This window comes from Oerskovia gallyi, assembly GCF_014836745.1.
GTDB classification, from domain to species: domain Bacteria; phylum Actinomycetota; class Actinomycetes; order Actinomycetales; family Cellulomonadaceae; genus Oerskovia; species Oerskovia paurometabola.
In genome coordinates, this window is record NZ_JACSQE010000001.1 from 275,099 (window position 1) to 301,726 (window position 26,628).

Sequence of the window (26,628 nt, forward strand, 5' to 3'; positions counted from 1 at the left end):
GTGCTGACCTCCCTGGTCCAGGCTGCTTACGTCATCGCAGCAGTCCTGTTCATCCTCAGCCTCGCGGGCCTGTCCAAGCAGGAGACGGCTCGTCGCGGCAGCCTGCTCGGCATGACGGGCATGGGGCTCGCCCTCGTGGCCACGGTCGCGCTCGCGCTGAAGGACAGCGAGCGTCCCGTCATGGTGACGCTGCTGCTCATCGCCATGGTGTTCCTGATCGGCGCGGTCGTCGGGACGTGGCGGGCGCGCAGCGTCGAGATGACGCAGATGCCGGAGATGATCGCGCTCCTGCACAGCTTCGTGGGGCTCGCGGCGGTGCTCGTCGGCTTCAACTCGTACCTGACCGAGCAGGGTGACGTCGTGCACCTGGTCGAGGTCTTCCTCGGCGTGCTCATCGGCGCGGTGACGTTCACGGGCTCGATCGTGGCCTACCTCAAGCTGTCGGCGCGCATCCGGTCGAACCCGCTCATGCTGCCGGGGCGCAACTGGTGGAACCTCGGGGCGCTCGTCGCCTCGGGAGGCCTCATGGCATGGTTCATCGCGGGTCACGGGCTGCTGCCGCTGATCCTCATGACGGTCGTCGCGCTCGCGCTGGGCTGGCACCTGGTGGCCTCGATCGGCGGCGGCGACATGCCGGTCGTCGTCTCGATGCTCAACTCGTACTCCGGGTGGGCCGCGGCCGCGGCGGGCTTCATGCTCAGCAACGACCTGCTCATCATCACGGGAGCACTGGTGGGTTCCTCGGGTGCGATCCTCAGCTACATCATGTGCAAGGCCATGAACCGCTCGTTCGTGAGCGTCATCCTGGGCGGGTTCGGGGCCGAGGGCGGCACGGTCGTCGCCTCGGACCAGGACTACGGCGAGCACCACGAGATCCAGGCGGCCGAGGTCGCCGACCTGCTCAAGCACGCGCGCTCGGTCGTGGTGACGCCCGGCTACGGCATGGCGGTCGCCAAGGCGCAGTACCCCGTCGCCGACCTGGTGCGGCGGCTGCGCGAGCGAGGGGTCGACGTCCGGTTCGGCGTGCACCCCGTCGCGGGGCGCCTGCCGGGGCACATGAACGTGCTGCTCGCCGAGGCCAAGGTGCCCTATGACATCGTCCTCGAGATGGACGAGATCAACGGTGACCTGCCGGACACCGACGTGGTGCTGGTCATCGGCGCCAACGACACGGTCAACCCGGCCGCGCTCGACGACCCGGGCTCGCCCATCGCCGGCATGCCTGTGCTGGAGGTCTGGAACGCGAAGCAGGTGATCGTCTTCAAGCGGTCGATGGCCACGGGGTACGCGGGGGTCCAGAACCCGCTGTTCTTCAAGGACAACACCGCGATGCTCTTCGGAGACGCCAAGGATCAGGTGGAGAACATCATCCAGGCGCTCTGAGGCCCGGCGCGGGAGTGCGAACCTGCGCGGGGCGAGGGAGGCTGAGGAGGTGGGCGACGTCGTCAGGCAGAGCGACGTGGCTCACCTCCTCGTCGTCCCGGCCCGACGGCGCCGCGCACCGGGCGCGCTCAGGTCGCGCTCGATCCGTCGTTCGTCCCGGAGGACCCCATGGACAAGGTCGACCTGCGCAAGGAGCACCGCGAGCTCTACGCTCCGCCCCGTGAGTTCACACGGGTCGTCGTGCCACCGCTCGTGTACCTGCAGATCGACGGCGAGGGGGACCCGAACACGGCTCCGGCGTACACCGAGGCGGTCGAGGCGTTGTTCTCGCTCTCCTACGCCGTGAAGTTCGCGAGCAAGAAGGACCTGGGCAGGGACTACGTCGTCGGGCCGCTCGAAGGGCTGTGGACCGCGGACGACCCCGCCGCGTTCGTGCGCCGCGACAAGGACGCGTGGAGCTGGACCCTCATGGTGCTGCAGCCCGACTGGCTCACCGACGCGTTCGTGGCCGACGTGGCCGAGGTGACGGTCCGCAAGAAAGGGCTGCCCGCGCTCGACCGGGTGCGCTTCGCGACGTACGACGAGGGGGACGCGGTGCAGGTCCTGCACGTCGGGTCCTACGACGACGAGGCGCCGACGCTCGCCCGGCTGCACGACGAGTACCTGCCCGAGCACGGGCTGACGTTCAACGGCCCGCACCACGAGATCTACCTCAGCGACGTGCGTCGCACGGCGCCCGAGAAGCTGCGGACGGTGCTGCGTCAGCCGGTGCGCGCGCTCGGCGGGGCGGGACCCGCGGAGCCCCACGTGTCAGGACGAGCGTGACCTCTGCGTCACGCCGGCTCTGACAGGACCGGAGGGGCGCAGGCTCAGACCTTGCGGAGCTGGTTGAACATGGGGCAGTCGAACGGGTCGCGTGCCGAGAGGCCGACGCGGTTGAGATAGCGGACGACGATCGCGTACGACGCGAGCAGGTTGGTCTCGGTGTACGGCATGCCCAGGCGCGCGCAGTGCTCGCGGACCATGAGGCGGGCCTTGGCGAGGTGGGGGCGGGGCATGCTCGGGAACAGGTGGTGCTCGATCTGGTAGTTGAGCCCGCCCATGAGGACGTTCATGACGCGCCCGCCCGTGATGTTGCGCGAGGTCAGGACCTGCTTGGACAGGAAGTCGAGCTTGCTGGTCGCGGGGATGATCGCCATGCCCTTGTGGTTGGGGGCGAACGACGCACCCATGTACACACCGAAGACCGCCAGTTGTACACCGAGGAACGCGAAGGCCATGCCCAGCGGGAGGAACCAGAGCACGACGCCCATGTAGAGCGTGAGGCGAACGGCGATCGTCACGAGCTCCATGGTCCGCGCCCGGCTCTTCGCCGAGGACAGCAGCGAGCGGATCGAGATCATGTGCAGGTTGATGCCCTCGAGCGTCAGCAGCGGGAAGAACAGCCAGCCCTGGTGTCGGGTGATGAGGGCGAGGAAGCCCTTCTGCTCGGCCGCGCTCTCCTCGAGGAACGAGATGGTGTCGGTCTCGATGTCCGGGTCCTTGCCGACGCGGTTCGGGTTCGCGTGGTGGCGCGTGTGCTTGTTCATCCACCACGAGTAGCTGATGCCGACGACGCCGTTGGCGAGGAACCGACCCACCCGGTCGTTGGCGGGACCGGACGTGAGGATCGTGCGGTGCGCGGCCTCGTGCGAGAGGAACGCGAACTGCGTGAGGATGAGCCCCAGCGCGCCCGCGATGAGCAGCTGGAACCACGAGTCGCCCAGGAGCACGAAGCCGGCGACGGCGCCGCCGAGAGCGACCGTGAGGATCGCGGCGACCCAGCCGTAGTAGCCGTGCGTCCGCTCGAGCAGCCCGGCCTCGCGGATGCGCTTGGAGAGCTCGGTGTAGGTGCTGGTGACGCTGGTGCCGTCGCTGGTGCGCGGCTTCGTCGGGCGGAATCCGGGGCGGACTGCAGTGTCGGTCATACATCCCTCACAGGGCTGGGGGTCGACTTCCCAGCCGCGGGGTGAGCGAGATGCCCGTTGTACAGATGGTGAGAGTCTACGTGTGACATCGCGATCGGCGTGGAGGAAGCAGGGAGGTTGGGTGCGGGTTGCCTCGCTCTCAGGCCGTCGACCCCGTGTGCGGTGCGCCGAACGCCGTGTAGACAGCGGCGATGTCGTCGCCCCCGTGCCCGCGCGCCGACGCGCTGTCGTACAGGGCAGACAGCGCGTCCAGCAGTGCCGGGTCCAGCCCGGCGCCTGCGGCGGCTTCCGAGATGAGCCCGATGTCCTTGCGCAGCCCGTCGAGCGCGAACTGCGGCGTGAACTCGCCCCTGATCATCTCGGCGCCCTTGAGGTGGGCGTAGGGGGAGTCGGACGCTCCGCCCCCGATGGCGTCGAGGAACAGGTGCGGGTCGATGCCCTCTGCGCGCGCGAGCGCGATCGACTGGGCCGTCGCGGCCGTGATCGCGGCGAGCCACGCGTTGCACGCGAGCTTGAGCGCCGTGCCCTGCCCTACCTCGGTCCCGGCGACCACGACCTTCGCGGAGATCGCGTCGAGCACGGGGGAGATGCCGGCCAGGACGTCGGGGTCCCCGGCGGCGAGCACCGTGAGCTGCCCGTCCTCGGCCGGCTGCCTGGTGCCGAGCAGGTTGGCCTCGACGAGGGTCACGCCGAGCTGTCGGGCGCGCTCGACGATCCGGGCGGTTCCCTCGCGCCCGACCGTCGAGGCCTGGACCCACACGGCTCCGGTGCCCACCGAGGGGCCTGCCGCGTCCAGGACGTCGAGGACGGCGGCGGCGTCGAACAGGATGCTCAGGACGACGTCCGCCCCGTGCGCGGCCTGCGCCGCGGTCGGGGCGACGCGCGCCCCGGCGTCGGCGAGCGGGGCGGCGCGCGACGCGGTCCGGTTCCACACCGTGACCTCGAAGCCCTCGCGCAGGAGCGAGTGCGTGACGCCGGTGCCCATGGTGCCCGTGCCGAGGACGGTGACGGTCGGCAGGTCGCTCATCAGAACTCCTCGTGCTCGTCGGAGTCGCGCGCGGCGTCCTCGCCGCGGTCGAGGCTCGCGATCTGGGTCATGTCGTCGTCGGTGAGCTCGAAGTCGAAGATCTCGGCGTTCGCCCGCTGGCGTTCGGGTCTCGCCGACTTGGGGATGGTGATGATCCCCTGCTGGACGTGCCAGCGCAGCACGACCTGACCGACGGTCCGCCCGTGGGCCGTGGCGATCGCCTGGATCACCGGCTCGTCGAGCACGCCTTCCTCCTGCCCGAGCGGGCTCCAGCCCTCGACCGTGATCCCGCGCTCGGTGAGGAAGCGTCGTAGGCCCGTGCGTGCCAGCGCCGGGGAGAGCTGGATCTGGTTCACGGCGGGGACGTGGCTCGTCTCGGCGATGAGCCGGTCGAGGTGGTGCTCCCGGAAGTTCGAGACGCCGATGCTGCGGATCAGGCCCTCGGCGGCGAGGTCGATCATCGCCCGGTAGGACTCGACGTACCGGTCGAGGCGGGGCAGCGGCCAGTGGATCAGGTAGAGGTCCACGTAGTCGAGGCCCAGGCGGTCGAGGCTCCCGCGCAGGGCGTCGCGCGTCGCGTCGTACCCCTGGTCGGCGCCGCGGAGCTTGGTCGTGACGAACAGGTCGGCGCGGTCCACGCCCGACGCCGCGATGCCCTGCCCGACGCCGATCTCGTTCTCGTAGCGCGAGGCCGTGTCGATCAGCCGGTACCCCAGCCCGATCGCGCCCGCCACGGCCCTCGCCGACGCGTGGTCGTCGAGGGGCCACGTCCCGAGGCCGAGGAGCGGCATCTCGTGGCCGGACGAGAGCAGGGTGGTGGGGATGGTCATGTGGGCACCTCACGTCGGACGGGACCTGACCCTCTCGACACTAGGTGCGTGGCGCCGTCGTGCAACGTGGGACACGGCCCGACGGCGGAGCGCCCGTCCGGCGCGCGCCTCACCGGGTTGCGGGTCAGGACGCGTGCCGGAACGTCTGCCGGTAGTCCGTGGGCGGCACGCCGACCGCGCGGCGGAAGTGGTGCCGCAGCAGCGCGGCCGACCCGAACCCGCACAGCCGCGCGATCTCCTCGAGGTCGAGCCCCGACTCCTCGAGGAGGGTCCGCGCATGGTGCACGCGCTGGGTCGCGAGCCACTGCATGGGCGTCGTGCCCGTCTCGGCGACGAACGTCCGCGCGAACGTGCGCGTCGACAGGTGTGCGCGCCGCGCGAGGTCCTCGACCGTCTGAGGCTCGTCGAGGTGCTCGCTCATCCACGCGAGCACGTCGCGGATGCTCTGCTCCTCGCACACCGGCACGGGGCGGTCGATGTACTGGCGCTGCCCACCGTCGCGCTGGGGCGGGACGACCATGCGCCGCGCGATCGCGTTGGCGGCCGCGCTGCCGAACTCCTTGCGCACGATGTGCAGGCACGCGTCGATCCCGGCGGCCGTCCCCGCGCTCGTGACGATGTCGCCGTCGTCGACGAACAGCACGTCCGGGTCCACCTCGACCTGCGGGAACCGCGCCTTGAGGTCCTCCGCGTGGCGCCAGTGCGTCGTGATGCGGCGTCCGTCGACGAGCCCCGCCGCAGCGAGCAGGAACGCGCCCGAGCAGACGCTCAGCAGGACCGCGCCGCGGGCGTGGGCCGCGCGCAGTGCGTCGACGATCTCCGGCGGGTACTCGTCGCGGATGGTGAGCGCGGGGATCGCGACCAGGTCGGCGTCCTCGAGCGCGTCGAGCCCGTGGTCGGGGACCAGGGAGGCGCCCATGCTGGTGCGGACCGGCTCGCCCGCGACCGGGCCGCACACGCGGAAGTCGACCGGGGGGACGCCGTCGTCCGTGCGGTCGAGGCCGAAGACCTCGCACACGACGCCGAACTCGAACGGGGCCAGTCCGTCGGCGACGACGGCCGCCACTGTGCGCAACATCCTTCGACGCTACGCCCGTGGCAGGATCTTGTCGACACCTGTCTCTCCTGCCACTCGTGCGGGTCGTGACGCCGGACCAGGCTGGACGCATGGACATCGTGGAGCTCGTGATGAGAGTGGTCGTGGTCGCGGCGCTCGTGGCGCCGCTCGTGGTGATGGCGCTCCGGCGCCCACCGGTCGGGGGTCGGTTCCCCGCCGGGACGAACGACGGCTGGAGCCTGCCGCCGGCCGGGCGGGGAGACCCACGCCGACAGGTCGACCTGGTCGGTGCGCGAGGCCTTCGAGGATGAGACCAAGGCTGCGCCGACCGTCCGGCGTGGTGGGTTGTGCCGAATTGGTGAGGTACGGGAACATTTGCCCATGGCCTCCCGACGACGTGACCATGTCCCTGCCGTTGCCCTCCTGCTGACCGCTTCGCTGCTGGCTCTCGCGGCGTGCTCTGCGTCGCCCGAGCAGGAACCGGCGATCGAGGTCGCCCCGCAGGACGGGGCGTTCGACCCGCTCGCGATCACGCTGACCGGGCTCGGCGCGGGTCGCGAGGTGCGACTGGTCGCGACGACGGAGCTCGAGGGGAGCGCGATGTCGTCGCGTGCGACGTTCGTGGCGGACGAGGACGGGCGGGTGGACCTCGCGACGACGGCACCGACCGAAGGGTCGTGGACGACGGCCGACGCGATGGGACCGTTCTGGTCGATGAACCGTGCCAGCCTGGCTGCCCTGTCGGCAGACGTCGACGTCCGCCTCGTCGTGAGCGCCGACGACGATGTACTTGCCGAGGCCGTCGTCGAGCGGCGCGGCTACGGGGCCGACGTCGATGTCCAGGACGTGACCGACGACGGCATGGTCGCCGCCTACGCCGTGCCGGACGGGCTCTCGGCCGACGCCTCGTTGCCGGCCGTGCTCGTGTTCAGCGGCTCAGAGGGGGGACTGGGCAACGCCCGTGCCACCGCCATCTCGTTGGCCGCGCTCGGGTACCCGGCGCTGGCGATCAGCTACTTCAAGAGCCCCGGGCAGCCGCCGCAGCTGGAGAACGTGCCCGTCGAGACCTTCCTCACCGGGCTCGCGTGGCTGCGGGAGCAGCCCGGCGTCGACACCGAACGGGTGTTCACGTTCGGCCAGTCCCGTGGCGGGGAGATGGCGCTCTGGCTCGCCGCGAACCACCCCGACGAGGTGTACGGCGCGTTCGCGCCGACTGGGGCGGGCCGCCTGTACTGCGGGTACCCGAACCACGGGGTGCCCGCCTGGACTCTTGCTGGAGAGGGCCTGCCGTGCGCCGAGTATCGGTGGGGCGTCCCGCCACCTCCGGAGGCGGTCGTGGACGTCGACGCGATCGTCGGCCCCACGGTGCTCGCGTGCGGGAGGGCGGACCCCGTGTGGGAAGCGTGCCTGCTGCTCACGGAGGCGACGTCTCGGTTCAGTGACCCGACGCAGGTGCGCGCGATCGTGCAGGAGGACGCGGGACACTTCATCGTCCCGGCCCCTTACCAGCCCATCGCCCTGGACGAGCCGGGCGCGGAACCGGCAGCGACGCACCAGGCCCGTGTCGACCTCTGGAACGCCGTCGCCGACGTGCTCGCACAGGCGCGGCAGTAGGCGCCGCCCATCCGCTGGGCCGGAGGCTACGGTGCCCAGCGCGGCACGAGGGCCCCGCACAGCACGACGCCCCGGTCTCCACGAAGGAGACCGGGGCGCCGGTGCGTTGCGGGGACGGGGTCAGCGGGCGCCGACCGCCTCCTCCGAGGGCCCCGCGGAGGCGGAGAGCGAGTCGAGCTCGGTCGCCTCCCACGTGGCCTGGCCGAGGCTCGGGATCATGGCCCCGAGCGCGGGGCGCCACGTGGCGAACTGCTGCGGGAAGCAGCGCTCGAGCACGTCGATCATCGCGGGCACCGCGGTCGAGGCGCCCGGCGAGGCGCCGAGCAGGCCGGCGATCGAGCCGTCCGCGGCCGCGATGACCTCGGTGCCGAACTCGAGCACACCGCCCTTGGCGGGGTCCTTCTTGATGACCTGCACGCGCTGGCCCGCGGTGATCTTCTCCCAGTCCTTGGGGTGAGCCGTGGGCATGAAGGCCTGGAGCGCCGTGAACTTGGCCTCGGGGCTCGCGACGAGCTGACCGACCAGGTACTGCGTGAGGTCGATGTTCTTGAGGCCTGCGCCGAGCATGGACCCGATGTTGTGGGTCCGCAGCGAGGTGAAGAGGTCGAGCAGCGATCCCTTCTTGAGGTACTTGGGGCTGAACCCGGCGTAGGGGCCGAACATCAGGTACGTCTTGCCGTCGACCACGCGCGTGTCGAGGTGCGGGACGGACATGGGCGGCGAGCCGACGTCGGCCTTGCCGTACACCTTGGCCTGGTGCTGGGCGACGATCTCCGGGTTGTCGGTGCGCAGGAACTCGCCGCTGATGGGGAAGCCGCCGTAGCCCTTGGCCTCCTTGATCCCGGCCTTCTGCAGCAGCGGCAGGGCGCCGCCGCCCGCGCCGACGAACACGAAGCGGGCGTTGACGGTGCGCGGCCCCTGCTTGGCGTTCCAGGACACGTCCTTGACGGTGACGTCCCAGGTGCCGTCCTTGCGCTTCTTGAGGCGGTTGACCTCGTGCTGGAGGTTGAGCTCGACGTCGTGGGCCGTGAGGAAGTCGAAGAGCTGCGAGGTGAGCGCGCCGAAGTCGACGTCCGTGCCGCTCGTCGCACGGGTCGCGGCGACGGCCTCGTCGCCGTCCCGGTCGAGGACTAGCAGGGGTGCCCACTGCGCGATGACCGCGGGGTCGTCGGTGAACTCGAGCTCGCTGAACAGCGGGTGGGCGCTCAGCGCGGTGAAGCGGCGCTTGAGGTAGTCCACGTTGGCCGCGCCGCGCACGAACGTCATGTGCGGGGTGTGGCTGATGAAGCTCGCGGGCTCGGGCAGGTGGCCCCCGGTGAGCAGGTGGTGCCAGAACTCGCGCGACACCTCGAACTGCTCGTTGATCGTGACCGCCTTGGAGATCTCGACGGTCCCGTCGGCCTTCTCGGGGGTGTAGTTCAGCTCGCAGAGCGCAGCGTGGCCGGTGCCAGCGTTGTTCCACGGGTTGGAGGACTCCTGGGCTACCGCGTCGAGGCGCTCGAAGACCTTGATGGTCCACGTGGGCTCGAGGAGCTTCAGGAGGGCGCCGAGGGTCGCACTCATGATGCCGCCGCCGATGAGGGCTACGTCGATGGTGTTCTGACCCGTTGTCTTCTTAGTCGCCACCGCTCGATTTTACGCTTGTGAAGGAGTGCACATGCTGTGCCGTCCGTCACGGTCGTGCGTCACACTTTTTCGGGACCAAGGTCCCTGGACGTCGCGTCCTAGGTCCTCGCGACGCGCTGATCTGGTGTTTTGACCAGAAACCTCGTATCTATGCGCCAGGATGGTCACGACGGTCGCACCCGCCCCCCGCGACCCGACTCGCCCCGTCCGCGCCCGACCCTTCTCGTGAGGCCCCCCACATGAGCACTCCCACCCCCGGCCGCGTCGTGGTGGTCGGCGCCGGCATGGTCGCCCACCGGTTCGTGAGCCAGATGATCGCACGCTCTCCCGAGGGGGCGTGGCACGTGTCCGTCGTCGGGGACGAGGACCGCGCCCCGTACGACCGCGTGCACCTGTCCGAGTACTTCACGGGCCGCTCGGCGGACGACCTGACGATGGAGCCCTCGGTCTGGGACGACTCGCGCACCGAGCTGGTCACGGGCGACGCGGTCGCGGCAGTGGACCGCGAGACGCAGACCGTCACGACGAGGTCCGGGCGCGTGCTCGCCTACGACCACCTGGTCCTGGCCACGGGCTCCTGGGCCTGGACCCCGCGCACCGAGGGCACCGACCTGCCGGGCGTGTTCAGCTATCGCACCCTGGCCGACCTGGAGGGGCTGCGCGAGTACGTCGGGCTGCGCACCGCACGCCTGGGGCGTCCGCTGCACGGCGTCGTCGTCGGGGGAGGCGTGCTGGGGCTCGAGGCCGCGGCCGCGCTCCAGACCCTCGGCGCGGCCGCGACCGTCGTGGAGTTCGCCGACCGCCTCATGAGCGTCCAGCTCGACGACGCGGGCGGCGAGGCGCTGCGCGTGCTCGTGACCGACCGCGGCATCGACGTCCGCACCTCGACCGGCGCCACGGGGCTCTCGGCCGCGGGCGACGGCGCGGTGGGCGGTATGGACCTGTCGGACGGGTCGCGGATCCCCGCCGACGTCGTGATCTTCTCGACCGGCATCCGGCCCCGGGACCGCGTCGCGCGCGAGGCGGGCCTCGCGATCGGCGAGCGCGGCGGCGTCGTCGTCGGTGCGGCGTGCCACACCTCGGACCCCGCCGTGTGGGCCATCGGGGAGTGCGCGTCGTTCGAGGACCAGTGCGTGGGCCTGGTCGCACCGGGCAACGCCATGGCCGACGTCGTCGTCGACCGGCTGCTCGGCGGCAGCGCGACCTACTCCCCGGCGCCCGAGGGGACCAAGCTCAAGGGCGTCGACATCGAGGCGGCGAGCTTCGGCGACGTGTTCGGGCTGACGCCCGGCGCGCTCGAGGTCACGTTCGCCGACCCGGTCGCGCGGACCTACCGCAAGCTCGTCGTCTCGGACGACGCACGGACCCTGCTCGGCGGCGTGTTCGTGGGCGACGCGGCCCTCTACTCGTCGCTGCGCCCCCTGCTGGGGCGTTCTCTGGGCGCCGACCCGTCGGCGTTCCTCGCCCCGGAGGGCGGCGCCCCGGCGCTCGGCGGCGACCTGCCCGACGACGTCGTGGTCTGCTCGTGCGCGAACGTCACCGCCGGGACGGTCCGCGGGGCGGTGACCGAGCACGGCTGCACGAGCCTGGGCGAGGTCAAGGCGTGCACCAAGGCCGGGACCGTGTGCGGGTCGTGCGTGCCCGTGCTCACCAAGATCGTCAACACGACGCTCGAGGCGGCCGGCGTCACGGTGTCGAACGCGATGTGCGAGCACTTCACGATGTCCCGCGCCGAGCTCTTCGCGCTCGTGCGGCAGGACGGGCTGCGCACCTTCACCCAGATCGTCGCGGCGCACGGCACGGGCCGAGGCTGCGTGGTCTGCAAGCCGGTCGTCGCCTCGATCCTCGCGTCGCTGTGGGGCGGGTACATCCTCGACGGCGAGCAGGCTGCGCTCCAGGACACCAACGACCGCGCGCTGGCCAACCTGCAGAAGGACGGCACGTACTCGGTGGTGCCGCGCGTCCCCGCCGGGGAGATCACGCCCGAGAAGCTCATCGTGATCGGGCAGGTCGCGCAGGACTTCGGCCTGTACACGCGCGTGACGGGCGCCCAGCGGATCGGGCTCTTCGGGGCCCGGATCGACCAGCTCCCGGAGATCTGGCGCCGCCTGGTCGACGCGGGCATGGAGTCGGGGCAGGCGTACGGCAAGTCGCTGCGCGCGGTGAAGTCGTGCGTGGGTTCCTCGTGGTGCCGGTTCGGGGTGCAGGACTCGGTGGGCATGGCCGTGCGTCTCGAGCTCCGCTACCGGGGGCTGCGGTCGCCGCACAAGTTCAAGATCGGTGTCTCGGGCTGTGCGCGCGAGTGCGCCGAGGCGCGCGGCAAGGACGTGGGCGTGATCGCGACCGAGAAGGGCTGGAACGTGTACGTGGGCGGCAACGGCGGCTTCTCGCCCCGGCACGCCGAGCTGCTCGCGGAGGACCTCGACGACGAGACGCTCGTCGCGGTGGTCGACCGCTTCCTCGCGTACTACGTCCGGACCGCGGACCGCCTGCAGCGCACGGCCCCCTGGGTCGCGGACTTCCCCGGCGGGATCGTCGAGCTGCGCAAGGTCCTGGTCGAGGACTCGCTGGGCATCGCGGCCGACCTCGAGGCCGAGGTCGCGCGGCACGTCGAGTCGTACGTCGACGAGTGGGCCCAGACCCTCGACGACCCGGACCGGCTGTCGCGGTTCGTGTCGTTCGTCAACGCACCCGACCAGCACGACCCGGACCTCGCCTACACGGGCGTGCGCGGGCAGGTGCGACCGGCCCGCCCCGGCGAGCCGTCCGACAACAACCCGGTGATCGCCCGCACGGTGGAGGTCCGCAAGTGAGCGCGACGGCATGGACGACGGTCTGCCCCTTCGAGCGGCTCGTGCCCGAGCGCGGCGTCGCCGCGCTGGTCGACGGCACCCAGGTCGCGGTGTTCCGCCTGGCCGACGACCGGCTGTTCGCGGTCCAGCAGCGCGACCCCTACTCGGGGGCCAACGTGCTCTCGCGCGGCATCGTCGGTTCGGCGGGCGAGACCCCGACCATCACCTCGCCCATGTACAAGCAGGTCTGGGACCTGACGACGGGGCGGTGCCTCGACCCGAGCGGCAAGGAGCCCGAGGCCCTGGCGACCTTCGAGGTCGCGGTCGAGGACGGGACGGTCCTGGTCAGGGCCTGACCGGCGCTCGGCGGCGCACGGGGACGCCCGACGGCCAGGGCGCGAGCGGGGGCAGGTCCACCGCGACCCCGCCGCGGCGTGCGACCGGGGTGGTTGCGCTCTCGCGTCCTGCGAGCCACGCGGCGACGTCCGCCGCGGAACCCGTCACGGTCGTGAGCGCGTCGTCTGCTCCCGGGGCGGCGGCCCGCACGCCCTCGGGCCCGACGACGGCGCGCGCCCCGTCCTCGTCCCGCGCCACGAGCACGGGCTCGGCCAGGCGCAGGCCCAGGAAGTCGAGCAGGTGGTCGGTGAAGGCGAGCCCCCAGGTCGCGGACGGCGTGAGTCCCTGGGCGGTACTGACCTCGCCCAGGTCGGTCGCGTGGATGCGGACCTCTCGCCACCAGCAGTCGAGGACGTCGGCGACCGCCCCGTCGCGATACGTCACGGGTGCGTCCCACCCCGTGCGGTCGGTCAGGTCCCAGGCCGCGTCGAGCCGTGCGCCTGCCGCCCCGAGCGCGTCGAGGTGCTCGTCGCGCGAGCGGGTCGCGCCGGACTCGATCCCCGCCGCGCGGCCCTCGGCCCCGCCCTCGTAGACCTCGGCCGTCTCGCCGCGGGCCGCGAGCTCGGCCTGGCGGGCGAGCGCGTCGCCGACCATCGCGACGTGGGAGAGCACGTGCCCGACGGTCCACCCGTCGAGCGCGCTGGGGGAGCGGAGCGCGGCGTCGTCGAGCGTGCGGACGGCCTCGACGAGCTGGTGCAGCGCGGCACGCGCGTCGGCGCGTGCGGCGCGCGTCGCGTCGGAGGTGGTGTGCGTGCCGGTGATGCTCGTGCTGGTGTCCTGCGTGGTCCTCGTCATGGCCAGAGCAGCCCCTTCTCCCAGTCGTGGCCGACCGCGCGGTAGCGCAGCCGGGTCTGTCCGCGGTCGTCCGACGCCTGCCAGAACTCGACCGACGTCGGCGCGAGCGCGTAGGCGGTCCAGGTGGGCTCGATCAGCGTCGGGTCGTGCTGCGCGCGGGCGAGCGCGCCCGCGAAGGCGTCCCGGTACTCCTGCCGGGACGCGAGGGCCTCGCTCTGGTGGCCCACGAGCGCGGCGGCGCGCGAGCCGTCCGAGCGGGCGAGGAAGTCCGCCGCGCTCGTCGCGGGGTCGGCGGGCGTCACAGGCCCGGTGACGCGGACCTGGCGTCCCAGGACTGGCCAGAGGAACGTGAGGGCGGCGTGCGGGTTCTCTGCGAGGTCGCGGGCCTTGGGGCTTGTCGAGACGGTCGCGAACCACCATCCCGAGGGGTCGACGTCCTTGAGGATCACGGTGCGCGCGTGCACCTCGCCGGAGGCCCCGGCGGTCGCCAGCGTCATGGCGTGGGGGAGCGGCACCCCGGCGTCGATCGCCTCCTCGATCCAGGCGCGGAACAGCGTCACGGGGTCCGACGGCGTCGCGTCCGGTTCGAGGGTCGGCAGTCCCGGGGCGAAGGTCGGCAGGGCGCGGAGGCGCTCACGGAGCGACGAGGGCTCACGGGCGGAGCGCTCGTCCCGGGTGTCGCCGGGGCCTGGCGAGCCGTGCGGCCCGGCGCTCATCGACGTGCCGCCGTGCTCGGGTCCAGCGCCGGTTCGAGCATCGACACGAACCCCTCGACCGCGGCGCTCATCGCCGCCGGGTCGTCGAGGGCCCGCGCGAGCACGTACCCGCCCTGGACGATCGCGACCGCCGCGTACGCGCGGTCGTGCGCGGCGTCGTCGGGCAGGCCGGTCTCCTCGAAGACCGCCTGGACCCGCGCGACCAGGCCCGCGAAGTAGTCGCGGACGGGGCCGCGCAGCTCGTCGTCCGACATGACCGACGGGTCGCTCGTCAGGCGCCCGACCTTGCAGCCCGCGAGCGCCGGACGCGGCCGTTCGAGGTAGGCCACGAGGCGTTCGGCGGGTGAGCGGTCGGCGTCCTCGAGGTCGCTCGCGACGGACGAGAGGGCGTCGTGGGTGGTCGCGCTGATCGCGGCGAGCGAGAGGTCGTGCTTGGTGGGGAAGTGGTGGTAGAGGCTGCCCTGCCCCACGCCGCTCGCCTCGAGGACCTGGCGCGGGCTCGTGCCCTCGACGCCCTGTGCCCAGAACAGGTCGCGGGCCGCGCGCACGAGGCGCTCGCGGCTCGGGAGGTCGGTGTCGGTCATGCCGACACCATACCTACCTCTAGGTATGGTGTCGAGACCTCGGCTGTCGCCAACGTGCGAGCGAGGGCCTTGGAGGAACCCCACGACGGGCTGTGGTCCGGCCCAAGAAGAAGCGGCTCGCCTTGTCGGGGCAGGCCGGGGAGAGGTAGCTGGCGCGCGAGGAGGATCGTGGTCGTGAAGCCCTCCTCCGACCACGACGACACCGGTCCTGCGGACGTCCGCGACCTCCTGGACACCCTCGTCGCCCGCGGCCTCGCCGGCACCGCGCCGACGCGCGCCGAGGCGGTGGCCGTCCTGCGGACGAGCGACGACGACCTGCTCGACGTCGTCGCTGCGGCCGGGCGCGTGCGTCGCCACCGGTTCGGCCGTCGGGTGCGGCTCAACTACCTGGTCAACCTGAGGTCGGGCCTGTGCCCCGAGGACTGCTCGTACTGCTCGCAGCGCCTCGGGTCCACGGCACAGGTCCTGAAGTACTCGTGGCTGAGCACCGAGGACGCGGTCGCCGCCGCCCGGGCAGGGGTCGCAGGCGGCGCCCGTCGCGTCTGCCTCGTCGCGAGCGGGCGCGGGCCGAGCGACCGCGACGTGGCACGGGTGTCCGCGATGGTCGACGGGATCAAGCGCGAGCACCCCGACGTCGAGGTCTGTGCGTGCCTCGGCCTGCTCCGCGACGGCCAGGCCGACCGGCTGGCCGCAGCGGGCGCCGACGCGTACAACCACAACCTCAACACGTCCGAGGCGACGTACGCCGACATCTGCACCACGCACGAGTACGCGGACCGCGTCGAGACGGTCGAACGGGCGAGGGGCGCCGGGCTCTCGCCCTGCTCGGGGCTCATCGCGGGCATGGGCGAGAGCGACGAGGACCTCGTCGACGTCGCGTTCGCGCTGCGCGACCTCGGGGCGGACTCCGTGCCCGTCAACTTCCTCGTGCCGTTCGACGGGACGCCCCTCGCGGGGACGTGGGACCTCACGCCCCAGCGGTGCCTGCGCATCCTCGCCATGCTGCGCTTCGTGTGCCCCACGGCAGAGCTCCGCCTCGCGGCCGGGCGCGAGGTGCACCTGCGCTCGCTCCAGCCGCTCGCGCTGGAGATGGTGAGCTCGATCTTCCTGGGCGACTACCTCACGAGCGAAGGGCAGGCCGCGCAGGCGGACCACGGCCTGCTCGCCGACGGAGGTTTCGAGGTCGAGACGGCGCGCGGCGACGACGGCGTCCCCCTGGACGGGCCAGGCACGGGGATCGTGGCGAGGGACGGTGGCGCCCCGTCGGGCGTGGCGGGCGGGACAGGGGTCACGGTCCGCCGTCGTGGAACCGGGACGACCGTTGCCCCGAACGCGTGAGCGCTGCCACCGGTGCGACCCGAGAGGGCGGCCCTCGCCCCGAGCTGCCGATGAGTTCGGGCGCCCGCGCCGGTCGGAGAGGGACGGTGTGGCGACGGAGCCACCCAGAGACGGAGGATCTCCCATGGCCGCAGAACCCGACCAGCCCGCCGCCGAGTCCGCCCAGCCCGTCGAGCCCGGCGGCGCGCCCGCCGGGGTCCTCATGACGGACTTCTCGTCCCCCGGCGCTGCACCGACCTCCTGGGCCGACGCCCTGGCTCAGCTCCAGGGCGCCGAGATCTTCTGGCTGTCCACCGTCCGCCCCGACGGGCGCCCGCACGTCACTCCGCTCATCGCGGTCTGGGCCGACGGGGCGCTCCACTTCTGCACCGGCCGCACCGAGCGCAAGGCGCTCAACCTCGCGGCGAACCCCGGGTGCGTGCTGACCACCGGGACCAACCTCCTGAGCGCGGGGCTCGACGTCGTGCTCGACGGGGCCGCCGAGCGGATCACCGAGCACCACCTGCTGCAACGCCTGGCCGACCGCTGGGCGTGCAAGTACGACTGGCACTTCGAGGTGCGAGACGGCGCCTTCTGGGACAGCGAGGCGCCCGCGGACGGCTCCGAGCCCGGCGAGCAGGCCACCGTGGAGGCGTACGTCTTCCGGGTGCAGCCCACGACGGTCTACGCGTACGGGCGCGGCGAGGACTACACCGCGACCCGGTGGCGCTTCGAGGACGGGGCTAGCGTGGAGCCGTGACACCCGCCCAGCGCCGTGTGCTGCTCGTCGCGATCCTCGCCTCGTTCGTGTCGTTCCTCGACGGGACGGTGGTCAACGTCGCGCTGCCCGCGATCGCCGACGAGCTGGCCGGGGGAGTGCTCGACGGGCTCGCGCTCCAGCAGTGGGTCGTCGACGCGTACCTCATCACGCTCGGGTCGCTCATCCTCGTGGCGGGTTCGCTGTCCGACGTCCACGGGCGCCGCCGCGTCATGTGGTGGGGGCTCGTCGGGTTCGCGCTCACGTCGGTGCTGTGCGCGCTGGCCCCGACGGGCGTCGTGCTCGTGGTCGCGCGCGGGCTGCAGGGCATCGCGGGCGCGCTGCTCGTTCCGAGCTCGCTCGCGATGATCATCTCCTCGTTCAGCGGCGCCGCGCAGGCCAAGGCGATCGGCACCTGGACCGCGTGGACCGGCACCGCGATGATCGCCGGACCCCTGCTCGGCGGCGTGCTCGTCGACACGCTGTCCTGGCGCTGGGTGTTCGGCATCAACCTCCTGCCCGTCGCGGTGACGCTGTGGATCCTGCGCGGCATGGAGGAGGGCGACACCGAGACCGGTCGGCGCATCGACGTGCGCGGAGCGGTGCTCGCGGCCGTCGGGCTCGCCGGGCCCGTCTTCGCGCTCATCGAGCACGGGCGCTTCGGGTGGGGCAGCCCGGTCGTGTGGGTGCCGCTCGTCGTCGGGATCGCGGCGCTCGTGGCGTTCCTCGTCTGGGAGCGGCGTGCCCCTGACCCCATGCTGCCGCTGTCCCTGTTCTCGGTGCGCAACTTCGCCGCGGGCAACGTCGCGACGGCCGCGATCTACGGGGCGCTCGCGTTCGGCGGGTTCGCCGTGACCCTGTTCGTCCAGCAGGTCGCCGGGTACAGCGCGACCCTCGCGGGCCTCGCCCTGCTGCCCGTCACGCTGCTCATGCTGTTCCTGTCGTCGCGCTTCGGGGCGCTCGCGGGCCGGTACGGGCCGCGCCTGTTCATGACGGTGGGCCCCCTGATCGCGGGCTGCGGGTACCTGCTCATGCTCACCACGACCGCCGAGGCGAGCTACTTCACGCAGCTCCTGCCCGGCATCCTGCTGTTCGGCCTGGGCCTCGCCGTCACGGTGGCGCCCCTGACCGCGGCGATCCTCGGCTCGATCCCGGCCGCGGACGCGGGCATCGGGTCGGCCGTGAACAACGCGGTCTCGCGCATCGCGGGCCTCGTGGTCATCGCGTGCGCGGGGATCGTCATCGGACCCGTGCTCGACGTCGCAGGGTTCCACCGGGCGCTGATCGTCACCGCCGCGCTGCTCGTCGCGGGCGGCCTCGTGAGCTGGGCGGGCATCCGCAACGAGCAGGTCGTGGCGGCGGGGGCCGCCGACGCACCGGCGGCGTGAGACGCGTTCCGCCTACTCGACCACGTGCAGGTCGTGCGGTGCGTTGTTGAGGCGACGGGCGCCGTCGGGCAGGTCGTCCGGGAACGCGACCACGATGTCCTCGATGCGCACCCCGAAGTTCCCCGACAGGTAGATGCCCGGCTCGACCGAGAAGCACATGCCGGAGACGATCGGCTGCTCCTCGCCCTCGATCATGTACGGCGGCTCGTGCGTCGTGAGCCCGATCCCGTGGCCCGTGCGGTGGATGAACTGCTCGCCGTACCCGGCCTCGGTGATGACGGCGCGCGCGGCGCGGTCGACGTCCTGGCACGTCGCGCCGGGCCGCACCGCGTCGACCCCGGCCTGCTGTGCGGCACGGACGACCTCGAAGACCTCGCGCTGCTGGTCCGTCACGTCGCCCCCGACGTGCACCATGCGCGTCATGTCCGAGCCGTAGCCGTCCTTGAGGCCGCCGAAGTCGAGCACGACCATGTCGCCCTCCTGGATGACCCGGTCGCCCGCCTCGTGGTGCGGGTTGGCGCCGTTGGGCCCCGAGCCGACGACCGTGAAGTCGACCTGCGAGTGCCCGTGGTCGCGCAGGAAGCCCGCGAGGTCCGCCGCGACGTCGAGCTCGCGGCGCCCGCTGAAACGGATCTCGACGATGTCCGCGAACGTCGCGTCGTTCGCGGCTCCCGCGGCCGCGAGGCGCTCGATCTCGTCCGGTCCCTTGACCGCGCGCAGCATGGGCAGGGCCTGCGTCATCGCCGAGTACGACGAGCCCGGCAGCGTGCGCTGGAGCCCCAGCAGGTGCATGGCCCAGGCCGAGTCGGAGATCGCGTAGCGCCCGGCGGCGTCGAGCAGGTCGGCCGTGACCGCGTACTCGTCGACGCCGTCCGTCCACGCCGTGACGTGCAGGGCCGCGGCGCCGGCCGCGCGGTCGAGGTCAGGGCGTTCCAGGACGGGCACCACGATCGACGCCTCGCCGTCGGCCGGGACCACGAGCAGCGTGATGCGCTCGGTCATGGCCGTGGGGGTGTACCCCGTGAAGTACGTCATGTCCGGCCCGGGGGTGACGAGCACCCCGGCGAGCCCGGCGTCCCGGGCCTGGGCGGCCGCGCGGTCGATGCGCGCGGCGAAGTCCTGTGCGGTGAACTCCCTCATGGGGCCAGCCTGCCACCGCTCTCGCCGGTGCGCCGGGCGAGGTGCCCGACGGCGGAGCCCGTCCCGGGTGCGCGGCTCGCCGTTGGGCGGTGCCGGCGCTCAGGCCTTGCGGTGCTCCGCGACCCCGCGCAGGGCCTCGCGGCGGGTCCGCAGCTCCTCGCGGCCCTCGCGGGTGATCTGCGCCCAGTTCCGGTTCTTCGTGATCCGGGCATGGACCAGGCTCGCCTCGGTGAGGTCGTGGAGGCGGGCCGCGAGGTTGCGCTCCTCGATGCCCGTGAGGCGGGCGAGCGCGGGCTGGTCGGCCTCGTCGGCGTCACCGAGCACCGCGAGGACCCGCAGGTTGTCGGTCGCGGGGTCGCCGATGCTCACGGCGCCGTCGCCGGCCGCGAGGGTCTGCCGCTCGCCGCGCAGGGCGACCAGCGCGGCTGCCAGCAGGGCGAGGCCCAGAGCGATCATCGCCATGAGGCCGGGCGTCGAGAGCGGGAAGAAGAGCGGCGACGAGAGGGTCGCGATCCCGAACGACGCGGCCATCGTCGCGAGCCCTGCCACCCACAGGAACCGGTCGGAGGCGCGCAGCCCCAGGACGACGAGGCCGAGCCCTACGAGGAAGGGGACGCCCGTCGTCCAGATGATCCAGGGGAGGAAGAAGGCGATCAGTGCGCTCAGGACGAGCGCGATCCCGTACCCGTCGCTCCCGACGCCCACCCCCGAGGGCAGCCGCAGGGCGAAGGCCACGACGTACGTCGCGAGGAACCCTGCTGCGGGCACGAGCATGACGAGCCAGAACCAGCTGCCATCGAGCAGGCCCATCCCCGCGACGACCAGCACGGCCAGCCCGCAGACGGCGAGCGGGAGCGAGCGGGCATGTCGTGCGGCGCGGGTCCGCAGGCGTGCGGAGTCGGCGGCGACGAGGGCGGGGACGGTGGCGGACATGGGCTTCACGGTACGTCACCGACCGGCCGCGGGGCGCGGACCCCTGGTGGGCGACGCGCAGCGCGTCGCGCGGGGAACCGCGCCCCGTGGGAGCGGGACAGACGGCTCAGACCGTGATGACGACCTTGCCGCGCACGTGCCCGGTCCGGCTCGCCTCGTGGGCCTTCGCGGCGTCGGCCAGGTCGTAGACCTCGGCGACGTCGACCGTGAGCTGTCCGGCGTCGGCGAGGCGGGCCAGCTCGGTCAGCCCCTCGACGTCGGGGCGGACCCACACGTAGTGCCCGCCGAGCTCGTCGCGGGCCGCCGCGTCGACGACCGAGGCGACCGTGCCGCCGTCGCGCAGCACGTCCGGCGTGGTGGCCAGGGCCTCGCCACCGATGTAGTCGAGCACGACGTCGACGCCCTCGGGAGCGAGGGCGCGCACGCGCCCGGAGAGTCCCTCGCCGTACGTCACGGGCTCGGCGCCCAGCGAGCGCAGGTACTCGTGGTTGCGCTCGGACGCCGTGCCGATCACGCGAGCGCCACGGGCGACCGCGATCTGCACGGCCATCGACCCGACGCCCCCCGCGGCCGCGTGCACGAGCACGGTCTGACCGCTGCTCACCCCGGCGCGGTCGATCGTCTGGAGCGCAGTGAGCCCCGCGAGCGGTGCGCCGGCGGCCTGCTCCCACGTCCATGCCGCGGGCCTGCGGGCCAGCGTGCGGACCGGGGCCGCGACGAGCTCGGCGGTCGTGCCGCCGGAGACCACGTCCTTGCGCACGTACCCGAAGACCTCGTCGCCGACCGAGAGCTCGGGTGTGTCCAGGCCGACCTGCTCGACGACGCCCGCGACGTCCCAGCCGGGCACGACCGGGAACGTGGCGTCCATGATCGCGTCGAGGTAGCCCTCGCGGACCTTCCAGTCCACGGGGTTGACGCTCGTGGCCTTGACCCGGACCAGGACGGTGTCCGGCCCGACCTTGGGCGTGGGGAGCTCGCTGAGCTCGAGGACGTCGGCTCCGCCGTAGCGGGAGTAGGTGATGGCTCGCATGAAGGCGGCAACGGGCGGGGCCGGCGCCGAGGCATTCCCCGGCGCCGCCGCCCGTCGGGTCCCGGCAGGTCAGCCGTCGATCGCGCTCGGGTCCATGTACATGACCTCCCACAGGTGCCCGTCGAGGTCGGAGAAGCTGCGCGAGTACATGAAGCCCTCGTCCTGGGGCGGGTTGGCCTGCGACCCGCCCGCGGCGAGGGCCCGGTCGGCGAGCTCGTCGACGCCCGGGCGGGACTCGGCGCTGATCGCGTTGATGGTCTCGGTCGCACTCTGGGCGTCGACGATGTCCTTCGACGTGAACCGGCGGAAGAAGTCGTGCGTCAGGAGCATGACGTAGATCGCGTCGCTGATGACGACGCACGACGCGTTCTCGTCGGTGAACTGCTCGTTGATCGAGAACCCGAGCTGCGTGTAGAACGCCTTGGACCTGTCGAGGTCGGCCACGGGCAGGTTGACGAAGATCTGGGTTCCGGTCATGACGTGCTCCTTCGGACGTGCCGCCGCGGTGCTCCGCGGCGAGGACGGGTGTCGTCGGGTAGACCGGCGGTCCTCGGAGAACTCATCGGCGCTCGCCGACCTCGCGTCGGCGGAGGGGTCAGACCAGGACCTCGCCGTCGCGGGCCACGACCTGGCCGCCCGCGACCACGAGCGCGCGGGCCGGTGCCCGGACCACGGCGTCCATGGTGTTCTCGGCGTCGACCAGCACGACGTCGGCACGCGCACCCTCGACGAGGTCGTGCACCCGGCGTCCCACGAAGGGCGCGGCGTCGCTCGTCGCGAGCCGGGCGGCGCGCACGATGTCCTCGTCGTGGCGGAAGCGCGCGAGCTGGGACAGGCGGGTCGTGAGCGCCAGCAGGTCGCCCGTGCCGTACGGCGCCCACAGGTCGCGGATGCCGTCGGTGCCCAGGCCCACGCGCACCCCGTGCTCGCGCAGCAGGTCGAGGGGGAGGGGGGTGGCGCCGATCGGGGCGACGGTCGTCATGCTGATGCCCGCGTCGCCCATGGCCTCGACGAGGTCGGCCATGCGCGTGGGGGGGAGCTGCCCGACCGCGAACCCGTGCGCCACGTTGACCTTGCCCTGCAGGCCCGCGCGGATCGTGCGCTCGATCATGAGCTCGATCTGGAACGCGCCCAGCTCGCCGCCGTCGTGCAGGTGGACGTCGACCCCGACGCCGCGCCGCTCGGCGATCTCGAACAGCCCGTCGAGCTGCGTCACCGGGTCGCGGTCGATCGAGGCGGGGTCGAGCCCGCCGATGTGCTCGGCCCCGGCGGCCGCTGCGGCGTCGAGCAGCTCGAGCACGCCGGGCCGACGCAGGACGCCGTCCTGCGGGAACGCGACGATCTCGGCGTCGACCGTGCCGCCGAGGACGAACAGGGACTCGCGGACCACGTCGATGCCGCGCAGCCCGAGGCCGAGGTCGACGTCGACGTGGGTGCGGATCGCCGTCGTGCCGTGGCGCAGGAACTCGCGCAGGACCGCGACCGTGACGTCGACCCCGGGGATGCCGAGCTCGTCGCGGTGCTCGCGCTCGTGCGCGATGCGTCCCTGCGTGGTGGCTTCGCCGCCGTAGCTGACCCACGGCTTGCCCCACCAGCTCTTGTCGACGTGCGCGTGCGCGTTGACGAACCCGGGCAGGGCCAGGAGGCCGCGCCCGTCGATCTCGCCCGGGGCGGGCACGCTGCCCGACGGCGCAGCCTCCGCGGGGGAGTGCGGCGTCACCCGGGTGATGTGCCCGTCCGCGACGTGGAGGTCGACGGGGTCGGCGCCCCATGGCCTGACGTTGCGCAGCACCGACACGGCGACCTGGGGAGAGCTGGGGAACGGCGGCATCTGAGGTCCTTCTTCCGGTGGTGCTGTCTGGCCTGGTGCAGGGCCCACCCCCAGGGGGCCACACTGGTATGAATGGTATACCATTTCTCGGCGGGGCTTCCGGGAGGATGGACGCATGAGCGCAGACCAGCCGTTCGAGCCCGAGGCGGACCGTGTCGCCCGGATCGTGCGCGAGCAGATCATCGACGGCGACCGCACGCCGGGCGACCGGCTCGTCGAGCGCGACCTCGCGGCCGAGCTCGGCGTGAGCCGCGTCCCCGTCCGCGACGCCCTCAAGGCGCTCATCGCCGAGGGGCTCGTGACCCCGCGCCCCCGGACGTGGGCCGTCGTGCGGACCTTCACCGACGCCGACGTCGACGACCTCATCGAGGTGCGCTCCGCGCTCGAGACCCTGACCTTCCGCCTCGCGGCCGAACGCAGGACCCCCGACGAGGTCGCCGCGCTCGAGGCCGTCCTCGACCGCGAGGCCCGGGCCGCGCGCGACCACGACGCGAAGGCCGCCCACCGTGCGGGCGCCGACTTCCACGAGCTCGTCGCGACGACCGCCGCGAGCCCGCTCCTCGACGAGATCGGCGCGATCACCGCGAGCCGCCTGCGCTGGCTCCTCGGGCAGCACCTCGACCTCGAGGAGATGGTCGACGAGCACCGCGGGCTCCTGGCCGCGATCCGCGCGGGTGACGGGCAGGAGGCGGCGCGCCTCGCCGTCGGGCACGTGCAGACCAGCCGCGACGCCGCGCGCGCCCGGCGCGCCGCCCAGGGCCCGGCGCGAGGCTGAGAGATCAGCCCTCCCGGCGCACGTCCTCGGGAGACTTGTCGGGACGCCAGCCGCGCCACACCGCGTGCCGCAGCTTGCCGTCGCCGTCGGGGGCGCTCGTCCAGTCCGCGTAGTCGACCTCGCCGACCAGGTGCGGCGTGACCCAGCGGGCGTCCGAGGCGTCCGCCGTCGGGACGTCGAGGGCCGGGTTCGTGACCCGCTCGATCCGCCCGAGCCGCGTCACGAGGTCGCGCCGCTCCTTCTCGGTGAAGCCCGACCCGACGCGGCCCACGTAGCGCAGACCCTCGTCGTCGGGCACCGCGAGCAGCAGCGAGCCGACCAGGTGCGACCTGTCCCCGTGCCCCGGGCGCCAGCCGACCACCACGACCTCCTGGGAGTGCGAGTGCTTGACCTTGATCCAGCTCCGCGAGCGCCGCCCGGCCGTGTACGTGCTCGTGCGGCGCTTGGCCACCACGCCCTCGAGGGCGAGCTGCCTGCTCGTCGCGACCGCCCCCGCGAGGTCGCCGTCGAACGCGGGCGGCACGTGCACCGTCGAGGACTGGGCGACCAGGTCCTCGAGGATCTCGCGGCGCTCGTCGTAGGTGCGCCGGACGAGCGAGCGACCGCCGACGGACAGGACGTCGAACAGCATGAGCTCGACCCCGACCTTCGCTCGCGCCGCCGCGACGTCCCCCGCCCTGGTGAGGTTCGCGCGCTGCTGGAGCCGTCGGAAGCTCGGGCGACCGCGTGCGTCGAGCGCCACGATCTCGCCGTCCACGACGACGGGCAGGTCGGCCGCCGGGACGCGGGCCGCGAGGTCCGCGAGCTCGGGGTACGTCGCGGTCATGTCCTTGCCGCTGCGGCTCACGAGGCGGACGGTCGGGGCGGAGGTGCCGCCGGGCGCGCCGGGTGCCGCGGCACCGTCGGTGACCTGCGCGACCACCCGGAAGCCGTCCCACTTCATCTCGTAGGCCCAGTCGTCGGGGTCGCCCTCGGCCGTGAGCGTCTCGACCGTCCCGGCGGTCGCGAGCATCGGGCGGGGGAGGGCGGCGGCCGCGGGCTCGTCGTCGGGCTCGCTGGGGTGCTGCGCCTTCGCCTTGCCGCGGGGCGAGGCGTGCTGTGTCGCGCGCTGCGGCGCCCGCCCCTCGTCGCGCGGGGCCATGAGGTGGATGAGCCAGTTGTTCTCCTGGGCTCTGCCTGATGTGCCGGAGGAGCCGTGCTGCTGATGACCCCCCGTGTGGATGAGTGCGAGCCGCCGCGTCCCGTGCTGCTCGCCGTGCAGCGTGACGATGACCTCCTCGTCGTCGCGCCACTTCTCGAGCTCGTACGTGCCAGCGTCCCAGATGGTCACCTCGCCACCGCCGTACTCGCCCGCCGGGATGGTCCCCTCGAACGATCCGTACGCGAGCGGGTGGTCCTCGGTCTGGACCGCGAGGTGGTTCTGCTTCGTGTCGGTCGGCTCTCCGCGCGGCAGGGCCCAGCTCACGAGCACGCCGTCGTGCTCCAGGCGGAAGTCCCAGTGCAGGCGGCGCGCGTGGTGCTCCTGGATGACGAAGGAGTTCCCCGCTGGCGACTCGTCGGGCGGCTCTCCCGATCCCGGGACCGGCTCGGGCGTCCGGGAGGCGTCGCGCTTGGCGCGGTAGGTCTCGAGGCGGTCGCGCCGGGGTGCGTCTCCCGGTGCGGTGTCGCGCCCGCCGTCGTCCGTGCTCCCGCCGCCCGACGGCGCCGCGCCCCTGCGCGCGAACGTCGCCATGCGCTCGGGCGTGGGTTCGAGCGAGGCCAGGTGGCCCGCGGTGAGGGCCGCGAGCGGGTCGCCCATGCTCTGGACGCGCTCCACGACCTGGTCCTTGTCGAGGTGCGCGAGGTCGGGGTCGTCGAGCTCGTCCCACGTGCGCGGGGCCGCGACGGTCGGGTGGGCACGGCCACGCAGCGAGTAGGGCGCGATGGTGGTCTTGTTGCCGTTGTTCTGGCTCCAGTCGACGAGCACCTTGCCGCCGCGCAGCGCCTTCTTCATGTCGCTCACCACGAGGTCGGGGTGCTCGGCCTCGAGGTAGCGGGCGAGCTCGTGCGCGACCGCGCTCACCTCGTCCGTGGTCTGGTGGCCGTCGAGCGCGGCGTACAGGTGGATGCCCTTGGACCCGCTCGTCACGGGCAGGGGGTCCAGGCCCATGCCGCGCAGCACGTCGCGGGCCAGGCGCGCGACCTCGGCGCACTCGGGCAGACCCGCGCCCTCGCCGGGATCGAGGTCGAGGACGAGCCGGTCGGGGTTCTTCTGGACGCCCGTCCGCCCGAACTGCCACTGCGGCACGTGGATCTCCAGGGCGGCGACCTGCCCGAGCCACGTGAGCGTCGCGAGGTCGTTGACGAGCGGGTACTCGTTCGCGTGGTCCTTGTGCTGGATCGTGCGCCGCCGGACCCACGTGGGCGTGCCGGCGTCGAGGTTCTTCTGGAAGAACACGGGTCCCTCGACACCGTTGGGCCAGCGCTTGCGCGTGGCAGGGCGGTTCGAGGCGTGGGGGAGCAGGACGTCGGCGACCGCCGCGAGGTAGGCCAGGACCTCCCCCTTGGTCGTGCCCGTGGCCGGGTAGAGGACCTTGTCCAGGTTGGTGAGCTTGAGGCGGTGACCGCCGACGCTCACGGTCTGCGCCGCCGTCGAGGTGGCCATGGGTCCATGGTTGCCCGGGGCGGGTG

Annotated in this window: 24 protein-coding genes; 10 read left to right on the forward strand and 14 right to left on the reverse strand. The window is 72.8% G+C overall.

Going from position 1 to position 26,628, the window contains the following annotated elements; translation table 11 throughout:
* Together pntB and H9640_RS01245 are read left to right on the forward strand one after the other, a co-directional pair.
* On the forward strand, positions 1–1,383 hold the full coding sequence (gene pntB / locus H9640_RS01240) for a Re/Si-specific NAD(P)(+) transhydrogenase subunit beta (RefSeq protein WP_191788914.1): 1,383 nt from the start codon (positions 1–3) through the stop codon (positions 1,381–1,383).
* A gap of 168 nt (positions 1,384–1,551) precedes the next feature.
* A complete protein-coding gene (locus H9640_RS01245; protein WP_191788915.1) occupies positions 1,552–2,208 on the forward strand; it encodes a GyrI-like domain-containing protein in 657 nt (218 codons plus the stop codon).
* Positions 2,209–2,252: 44 nt separating this feature from the next.
* Here the strand turns inward: H9640_RS01245 and H9640_RS01250 are convergent, their stop codons facing one another.
* The 4 genes from H9640_RS01250 to H9640_RS01265 all read right to left on the reverse strand — a co-directional run bounded on the left by H9640_RS01250 (position 2,253) and on the right by H9640_RS01265 (position 6,285).
* Entirely contained in the window at positions 2,253–3,350 is a 1,098-nt protein-coding gene (locus H9640_RS01250) for a fatty acid desaturase family protein (RefSeq protein ID WP_191788916.1), read from the reverse strand.
* Positions 3,351–3,489: 139 nt separating this feature from the next.
* On the reverse strand, positions 3,490–4,377 hold the full coding sequence (locus H9640_RS01255; RefSeq protein ID WP_191788917.1) for an NAD(P)-dependent oxidoreductase: 888 nt from the start codon (positions 4,375–4,377) through the stop codon (positions 3,490–3,492).
* Positions 4,377–5,207 (reverse strand): aldo/keto reductase, encoded by an 831-nt coding sequence (locus H9640_RS01260; protein WP_191788918.1) that lies wholly within the window; start codon positions 5,205–5,207, stop codon positions 4,377–4,379. The genes H9640_RS01255 and H9640_RS01260 overlap by 1 nt, the downstream gene beginning before the upstream one ends.
* Positions 5,208–5,331: 124 nt before the next feature.
* A complete protein-coding gene (locus H9640_RS01265; RefSeq protein WP_191788919.1) occupies positions 5,332–6,285 on the reverse strand; it encodes a helix-turn-helix domain-containing protein in 954 nt (317 codons plus the stop codon).
* A gap of 89 nt (positions 6,286–6,374) precedes the next feature.
* On the opposite strand from H9640_RS01265, the gene H9640_RS01270 reads away from it, so the two are divergent.
* A complete protein-coding gene (locus H9640_RS01270; RefSeq protein WP_191788920.1) occupies positions 6,375–6,575 on the forward strand; it encodes a hypothetical protein in 201 nt (66 codons plus the stop codon).
* 70 nt (positions 6,576–6,645) lie between these two features.
* On the forward strand, positions 6,646–7,878 hold the full coding sequence (locus H9640_RS01275) for an acyl-CoA thioesterase/BAAT N-terminal domain-containing protein (RefSeq protein ID WP_191788921.1): 1,233 nt from the start codon (positions 6,646–6,648) through the stop codon (positions 7,876–7,878).
* 120 nt (positions 7,879–7,998) lie between these two features.
* On the opposite strand, the gene mqo is transcribed toward H9640_RS01275, so the two are convergent.
* Entirely contained in the window at positions 7,999–9,504 is a 1,506-nt protein-coding gene (gene mqo, locus H9640_RS01280; RefSeq protein WP_191788922.1) for a malate dehydrogenase (quinone), read from the reverse strand.
* Between the two features lie 239 nt (positions 9,505–9,743).
* Here mqo and nirB point away from each other — a divergent pair, with 239 nt between their 5' ends.
* Together nirB and nirD are read left to right on the forward strand one after the other, a co-directional pair.
* On the forward strand, positions 9,744–12,317 hold the full coding sequence (gene nirB, locus H9640_RS01285) for a nitrite reductase large subunit NirB (RefSeq protein ID WP_191788923.1): 2,574 nt from the start codon (positions 9,744–9,746) through the stop codon (positions 12,315–12,317).
* Positions 12,314–12,652 carry a nitrite reductase small subunit NirD gene (gene nirD, locus H9640_RS01290; RefSeq protein ID WP_191788924.1) on the forward strand — a complete coding sequence of 113 codons (339 nt, stop codon included), beginning with the start codon at positions 12,314–12,316 and terminating at the stop codon, positions 12,650–12,652. Before nirB ends, nirD begins: the two co-directional genes overlap by 4 nt.
* On the opposite strand, the gene H9640_RS01295 is transcribed toward nirD, so the two are convergent.
* The 3 genes from H9640_RS01295 to H9640_RS01305 are packed head-to-tail and all read right to left on the reverse strand — an operon-like array spanning position 12,642 to position 14,787.
* Positions 12,642–13,487, reverse strand: coding sequence for a maleylpyruvate isomerase family mycothiol-dependent enzyme (locus H9640_RS01295; RefSeq protein ID WP_191788925.1), 846 nt, complete (start codon positions 13,485–13,487; stop codon positions 12,642–12,644). The two genes, nirD and H9640_RS01295, sit on opposite strands and share 11 nt — an antisense overlap.
* A complete protein-coding gene (locus H9640_RS01300) occupies positions 13,484–14,203 on the reverse strand; it encodes a pyridoxine/pyridoxamine 5'-phosphate oxidase (RefSeq protein ID WP_191788926.1) in 720 nt (239 codons plus the stop codon). The genes H9640_RS01295 and H9640_RS01300 overlap by 4 nt, the downstream gene beginning before the upstream one ends.
* A complete protein-coding gene (locus tag H9640_RS01305) occupies positions 14,200–14,787 on the reverse strand; it encodes a TetR/AcrR family transcriptional regulator (protein ID WP_191788927.1) in 588 nt (195 codons plus the stop codon). The genes H9640_RS01300 and H9640_RS01305 overlap by 4 nt, the downstream gene beginning before the upstream one ends.
* A gap of 174 nt (positions 14,788–14,961) precedes the next feature.
* Between H9640_RS01305 and bioB the strand changes: the two genes are divergently transcribed.
* The 3 genes from bioB (at position 14,962) to H9640_RS01320 (ending at position 18,249) form a co-directional block, all read left to right on the forward strand.
* Positions 14,962–16,125: a biotin synthase BioB gene (gene bioB, locus H9640_RS01310; RefSeq protein WP_191788928.1), complete on the forward strand. Its 1,164-nt coding sequence runs from the start codon at positions 14,962–14,964 to the stop codon at positions 16,123–16,125.
* 124 nt (positions 16,126–16,249) lie between these two features.
* Positions 16,250–16,864 (forward strand): pyridoxamine 5'-phosphate oxidase family protein, encoded by a 615-nt coding sequence (locus H9640_RS01315; protein WP_204809502.1) that lies wholly within the window; start codon positions 16,250–16,252, stop codon positions 16,862–16,864.
* Complete coding sequence (locus tag H9640_RS01320; protein ID WP_191788929.1) at positions 16,861–18,249, forward strand: MFS transporter; 1,389 nt, start codon at positions 16,861–16,863, stop codon at positions 18,247–18,249. The genes H9640_RS01315 and H9640_RS01320 overlap by 4 nt, the downstream gene beginning before the upstream one ends.
* Positions 18,250–18,261: 12 nt before the next feature.
* On the opposite strand, the gene H9640_RS01325 is transcribed toward H9640_RS01320, so the two are convergent.
* From H9640_RS01325 to H9640_RS01345, 5 genes are all read right to left on the reverse strand, one after another.
* On the reverse strand, positions 18,262–19,389 hold the full coding sequence (locus H9640_RS01325) for an aminopeptidase P family protein (RefSeq protein ID WP_191788930.1): 1,128 nt from the start codon (positions 19,387–19,389) through the stop codon (positions 18,262–18,264).
* A 99-nt stretch (positions 19,390–19,488) separates the two neighbouring features.
* The gene (locus tag H9640_RS01330) at positions 19,489–20,322 is read right to left on the reverse strand and encodes a hypothetical protein (RefSeq protein WP_191788931.1); all 834 of its coding nucleotides are present in this window, start codon (positions 20,320–20,322) and stop codon (positions 19,489–19,491) included.
* A gap of 106 nt (positions 20,323–20,428) precedes the next feature.
* Entirely contained in the window at positions 20,429–21,352 is a 924-nt protein-coding gene (locus H9640_RS01335; RefSeq protein WP_191788932.1) for an NADP-dependent oxidoreductase, read from the reverse strand.
* Positions 21,353–21,421: 69 nt separating this feature from the next.
* Positions 21,422–21,829 (reverse strand): VOC family protein, encoded by a 408-nt coding sequence (locus tag H9640_RS01340; RefSeq protein ID WP_191788933.1) that lies wholly within the window; start codon positions 21,827–21,829, stop codon positions 21,422–21,424.
* 118 nt (positions 21,830–21,947) lie between these two features.
* Positions 21,948–23,183, reverse strand: a complete 1,236-nt coding sequence (locus H9640_RS01345) for an amidohydrolase family protein (protein WP_191788934.1) — start codon at positions 23,181–23,183, stop codon at positions 21,948–21,950.
* Between the two features lie 115 nt (positions 23,184–23,298).
* Between H9640_RS01345 and H9640_RS01350 the strand changes: the two genes are divergently transcribed.
* Entirely contained in the window at positions 23,299–23,958 is a 660-nt protein-coding gene (locus H9640_RS01350; RefSeq protein WP_191788935.1) for a GntR family transcriptional regulator, read from the forward strand.
* A 4-nt stretch (positions 23,959–23,962) separates the two neighbouring features.
* Here the strand turns inward: H9640_RS01350 and H9640_RS01355 are convergent, their stop codons facing one another.
* On the reverse strand, positions 23,963–26,602 hold the full coding sequence (locus H9640_RS01355; protein ID WP_191788936.1) for an ATP-dependent DNA ligase: 2,640 nt from the start codon (positions 26,600–26,602) through the stop codon (positions 23,963–23,965).
* Positions 26,603–26,628: the final 26 nt, after the last annotated feature.

Bases quoted from the DNA above. Each gene is read 5' to 3' on its own strand.
- H9640_RS01350 (WP_191788935.1), top strand. From the start codon at position 23,299: ATGAGCGCAGACCAGCCGTTCGAGCCCGAGGCGGACCGTGTCGCCCGG.
- nirB (WP_191788923.1), top strand. From the start codon at position 9,744: ATGAGCACTCCCACCCCCGGCCGCGTCGTGGTGGTCGGCGCCGGCATG.
- H9640_RS01345 (WP_191788934.1), bottom strand. From the start codon at position 23,183: ATGCCGCCGTTCCCCAGCTCTCCCCAGGTCGCCGTGTCGGTGCTGCGC.
- H9640_RS01300 (WP_191788926.1), bottom strand. From the start codon at position 14,203: ATGAGCGCCGGGCCGCACGGCTCGCCAGGCCCCGGCGACACCCGGGAC.
- H9640_RS01325 (WP_191788930.1), bottom strand. From the start codon at position 19,389: ATGAGGGAGTTCACCGCACAGGACTTCGCCGCGCGCATCGACCGCGCG.
- H9640_RS01270 (WP_191788920.1), top strand. From the start codon at position 6,375: ATGGACATCGTGGAGCTCGTGATGAGAGTGGTCGTGGTCGCGGCGCTC.
- H9640_RS01315 (WP_204809502.1), top strand. From the start codon at position 16,250: ATGGCCGCAGAACCCGACCAGCCCGCCGCCGAGTCCGCCCAGCCCGTC.
- H9640_RS01250 (WP_191788916.1), bottom strand. From the start codon at position 3,350: ATGACCGACACTGCAGTCCGCCCCGGATTCCGCCCGACGAAGCCGCGC.
- H9640_RS01275 (WP_191788921.1), top strand. From the start codon at position 6,646: ATGGCCTCCCGACGACGTGACCATGTCCCTGCCGTTGCCCTCCTGCTG.
- H9640_RS01255 (WP_191788917.1), bottom strand. From the start codon at position 4,377: ATGAGCGACCTGCCGACCGTCACCGTCCTCGGCACGGGCACCATGGGC.
- H9640_RS01265 (WP_191788919.1), bottom strand. From the start codon at position 6,285: ATGTTGCGCACAGTGGCGGCCGTCGTCGCCGACGGACTGGCCCCGTTC.
- H9640_RS01330 (WP_191788931.1), bottom strand. From the start codon at position 20,322: ATGTCCGCCACCGTCCCCGCCCTCGTCGCCGCCGACTCCGCACGCCTG.
- H9640_RS01245 (WP_191788915.1), top strand. From the start codon at position 1,552: ATGGACAAGGTCGACCTGCGCAAGGAGCACCGCGAGCTCTACGCTCCG.
- H9640_RS01260 (WP_191788918.1), bottom strand. From the start codon at position 5,207: ATGACCATCCCCACCACCCTGCTCTCGTCCGGCCACGAGATGCCGCTC.
- H9640_RS01295 (WP_191788925.1), bottom strand. From the start codon at position 13,487: ATGACGAGGACCACGCAGGACACCAGCACGAGCATCACCGGCACGCAC.
- H9640_RS01355 (WP_191788936.1), bottom strand. From the start codon at position 26,602: ATGGCCACCTCGACGGCGGCGCAGACCGTGAGCGTCGGCGGTCACCGC.
- H9640_RS01305 (WP_191788927.1), bottom strand. From the start codon at position 14,787: ATGACCGACACCGACCTCCCGAGCCGCGAGCGCCTCGTGCGCGCGGCC.
- H9640_RS01340 (WP_191788933.1), bottom strand. From the start codon at position 21,829: ATGACCGGAACCCAGATCTTCGTCAACCTGCCCGTGGCCGACCTCGAC.
- H9640_RS01335 (WP_191788932.1), bottom strand. From the start codon at position 21,352: ATGCGAGCCATCACCTACTCCCGCTACGGCGGAGCCGACGTCCTCGAG.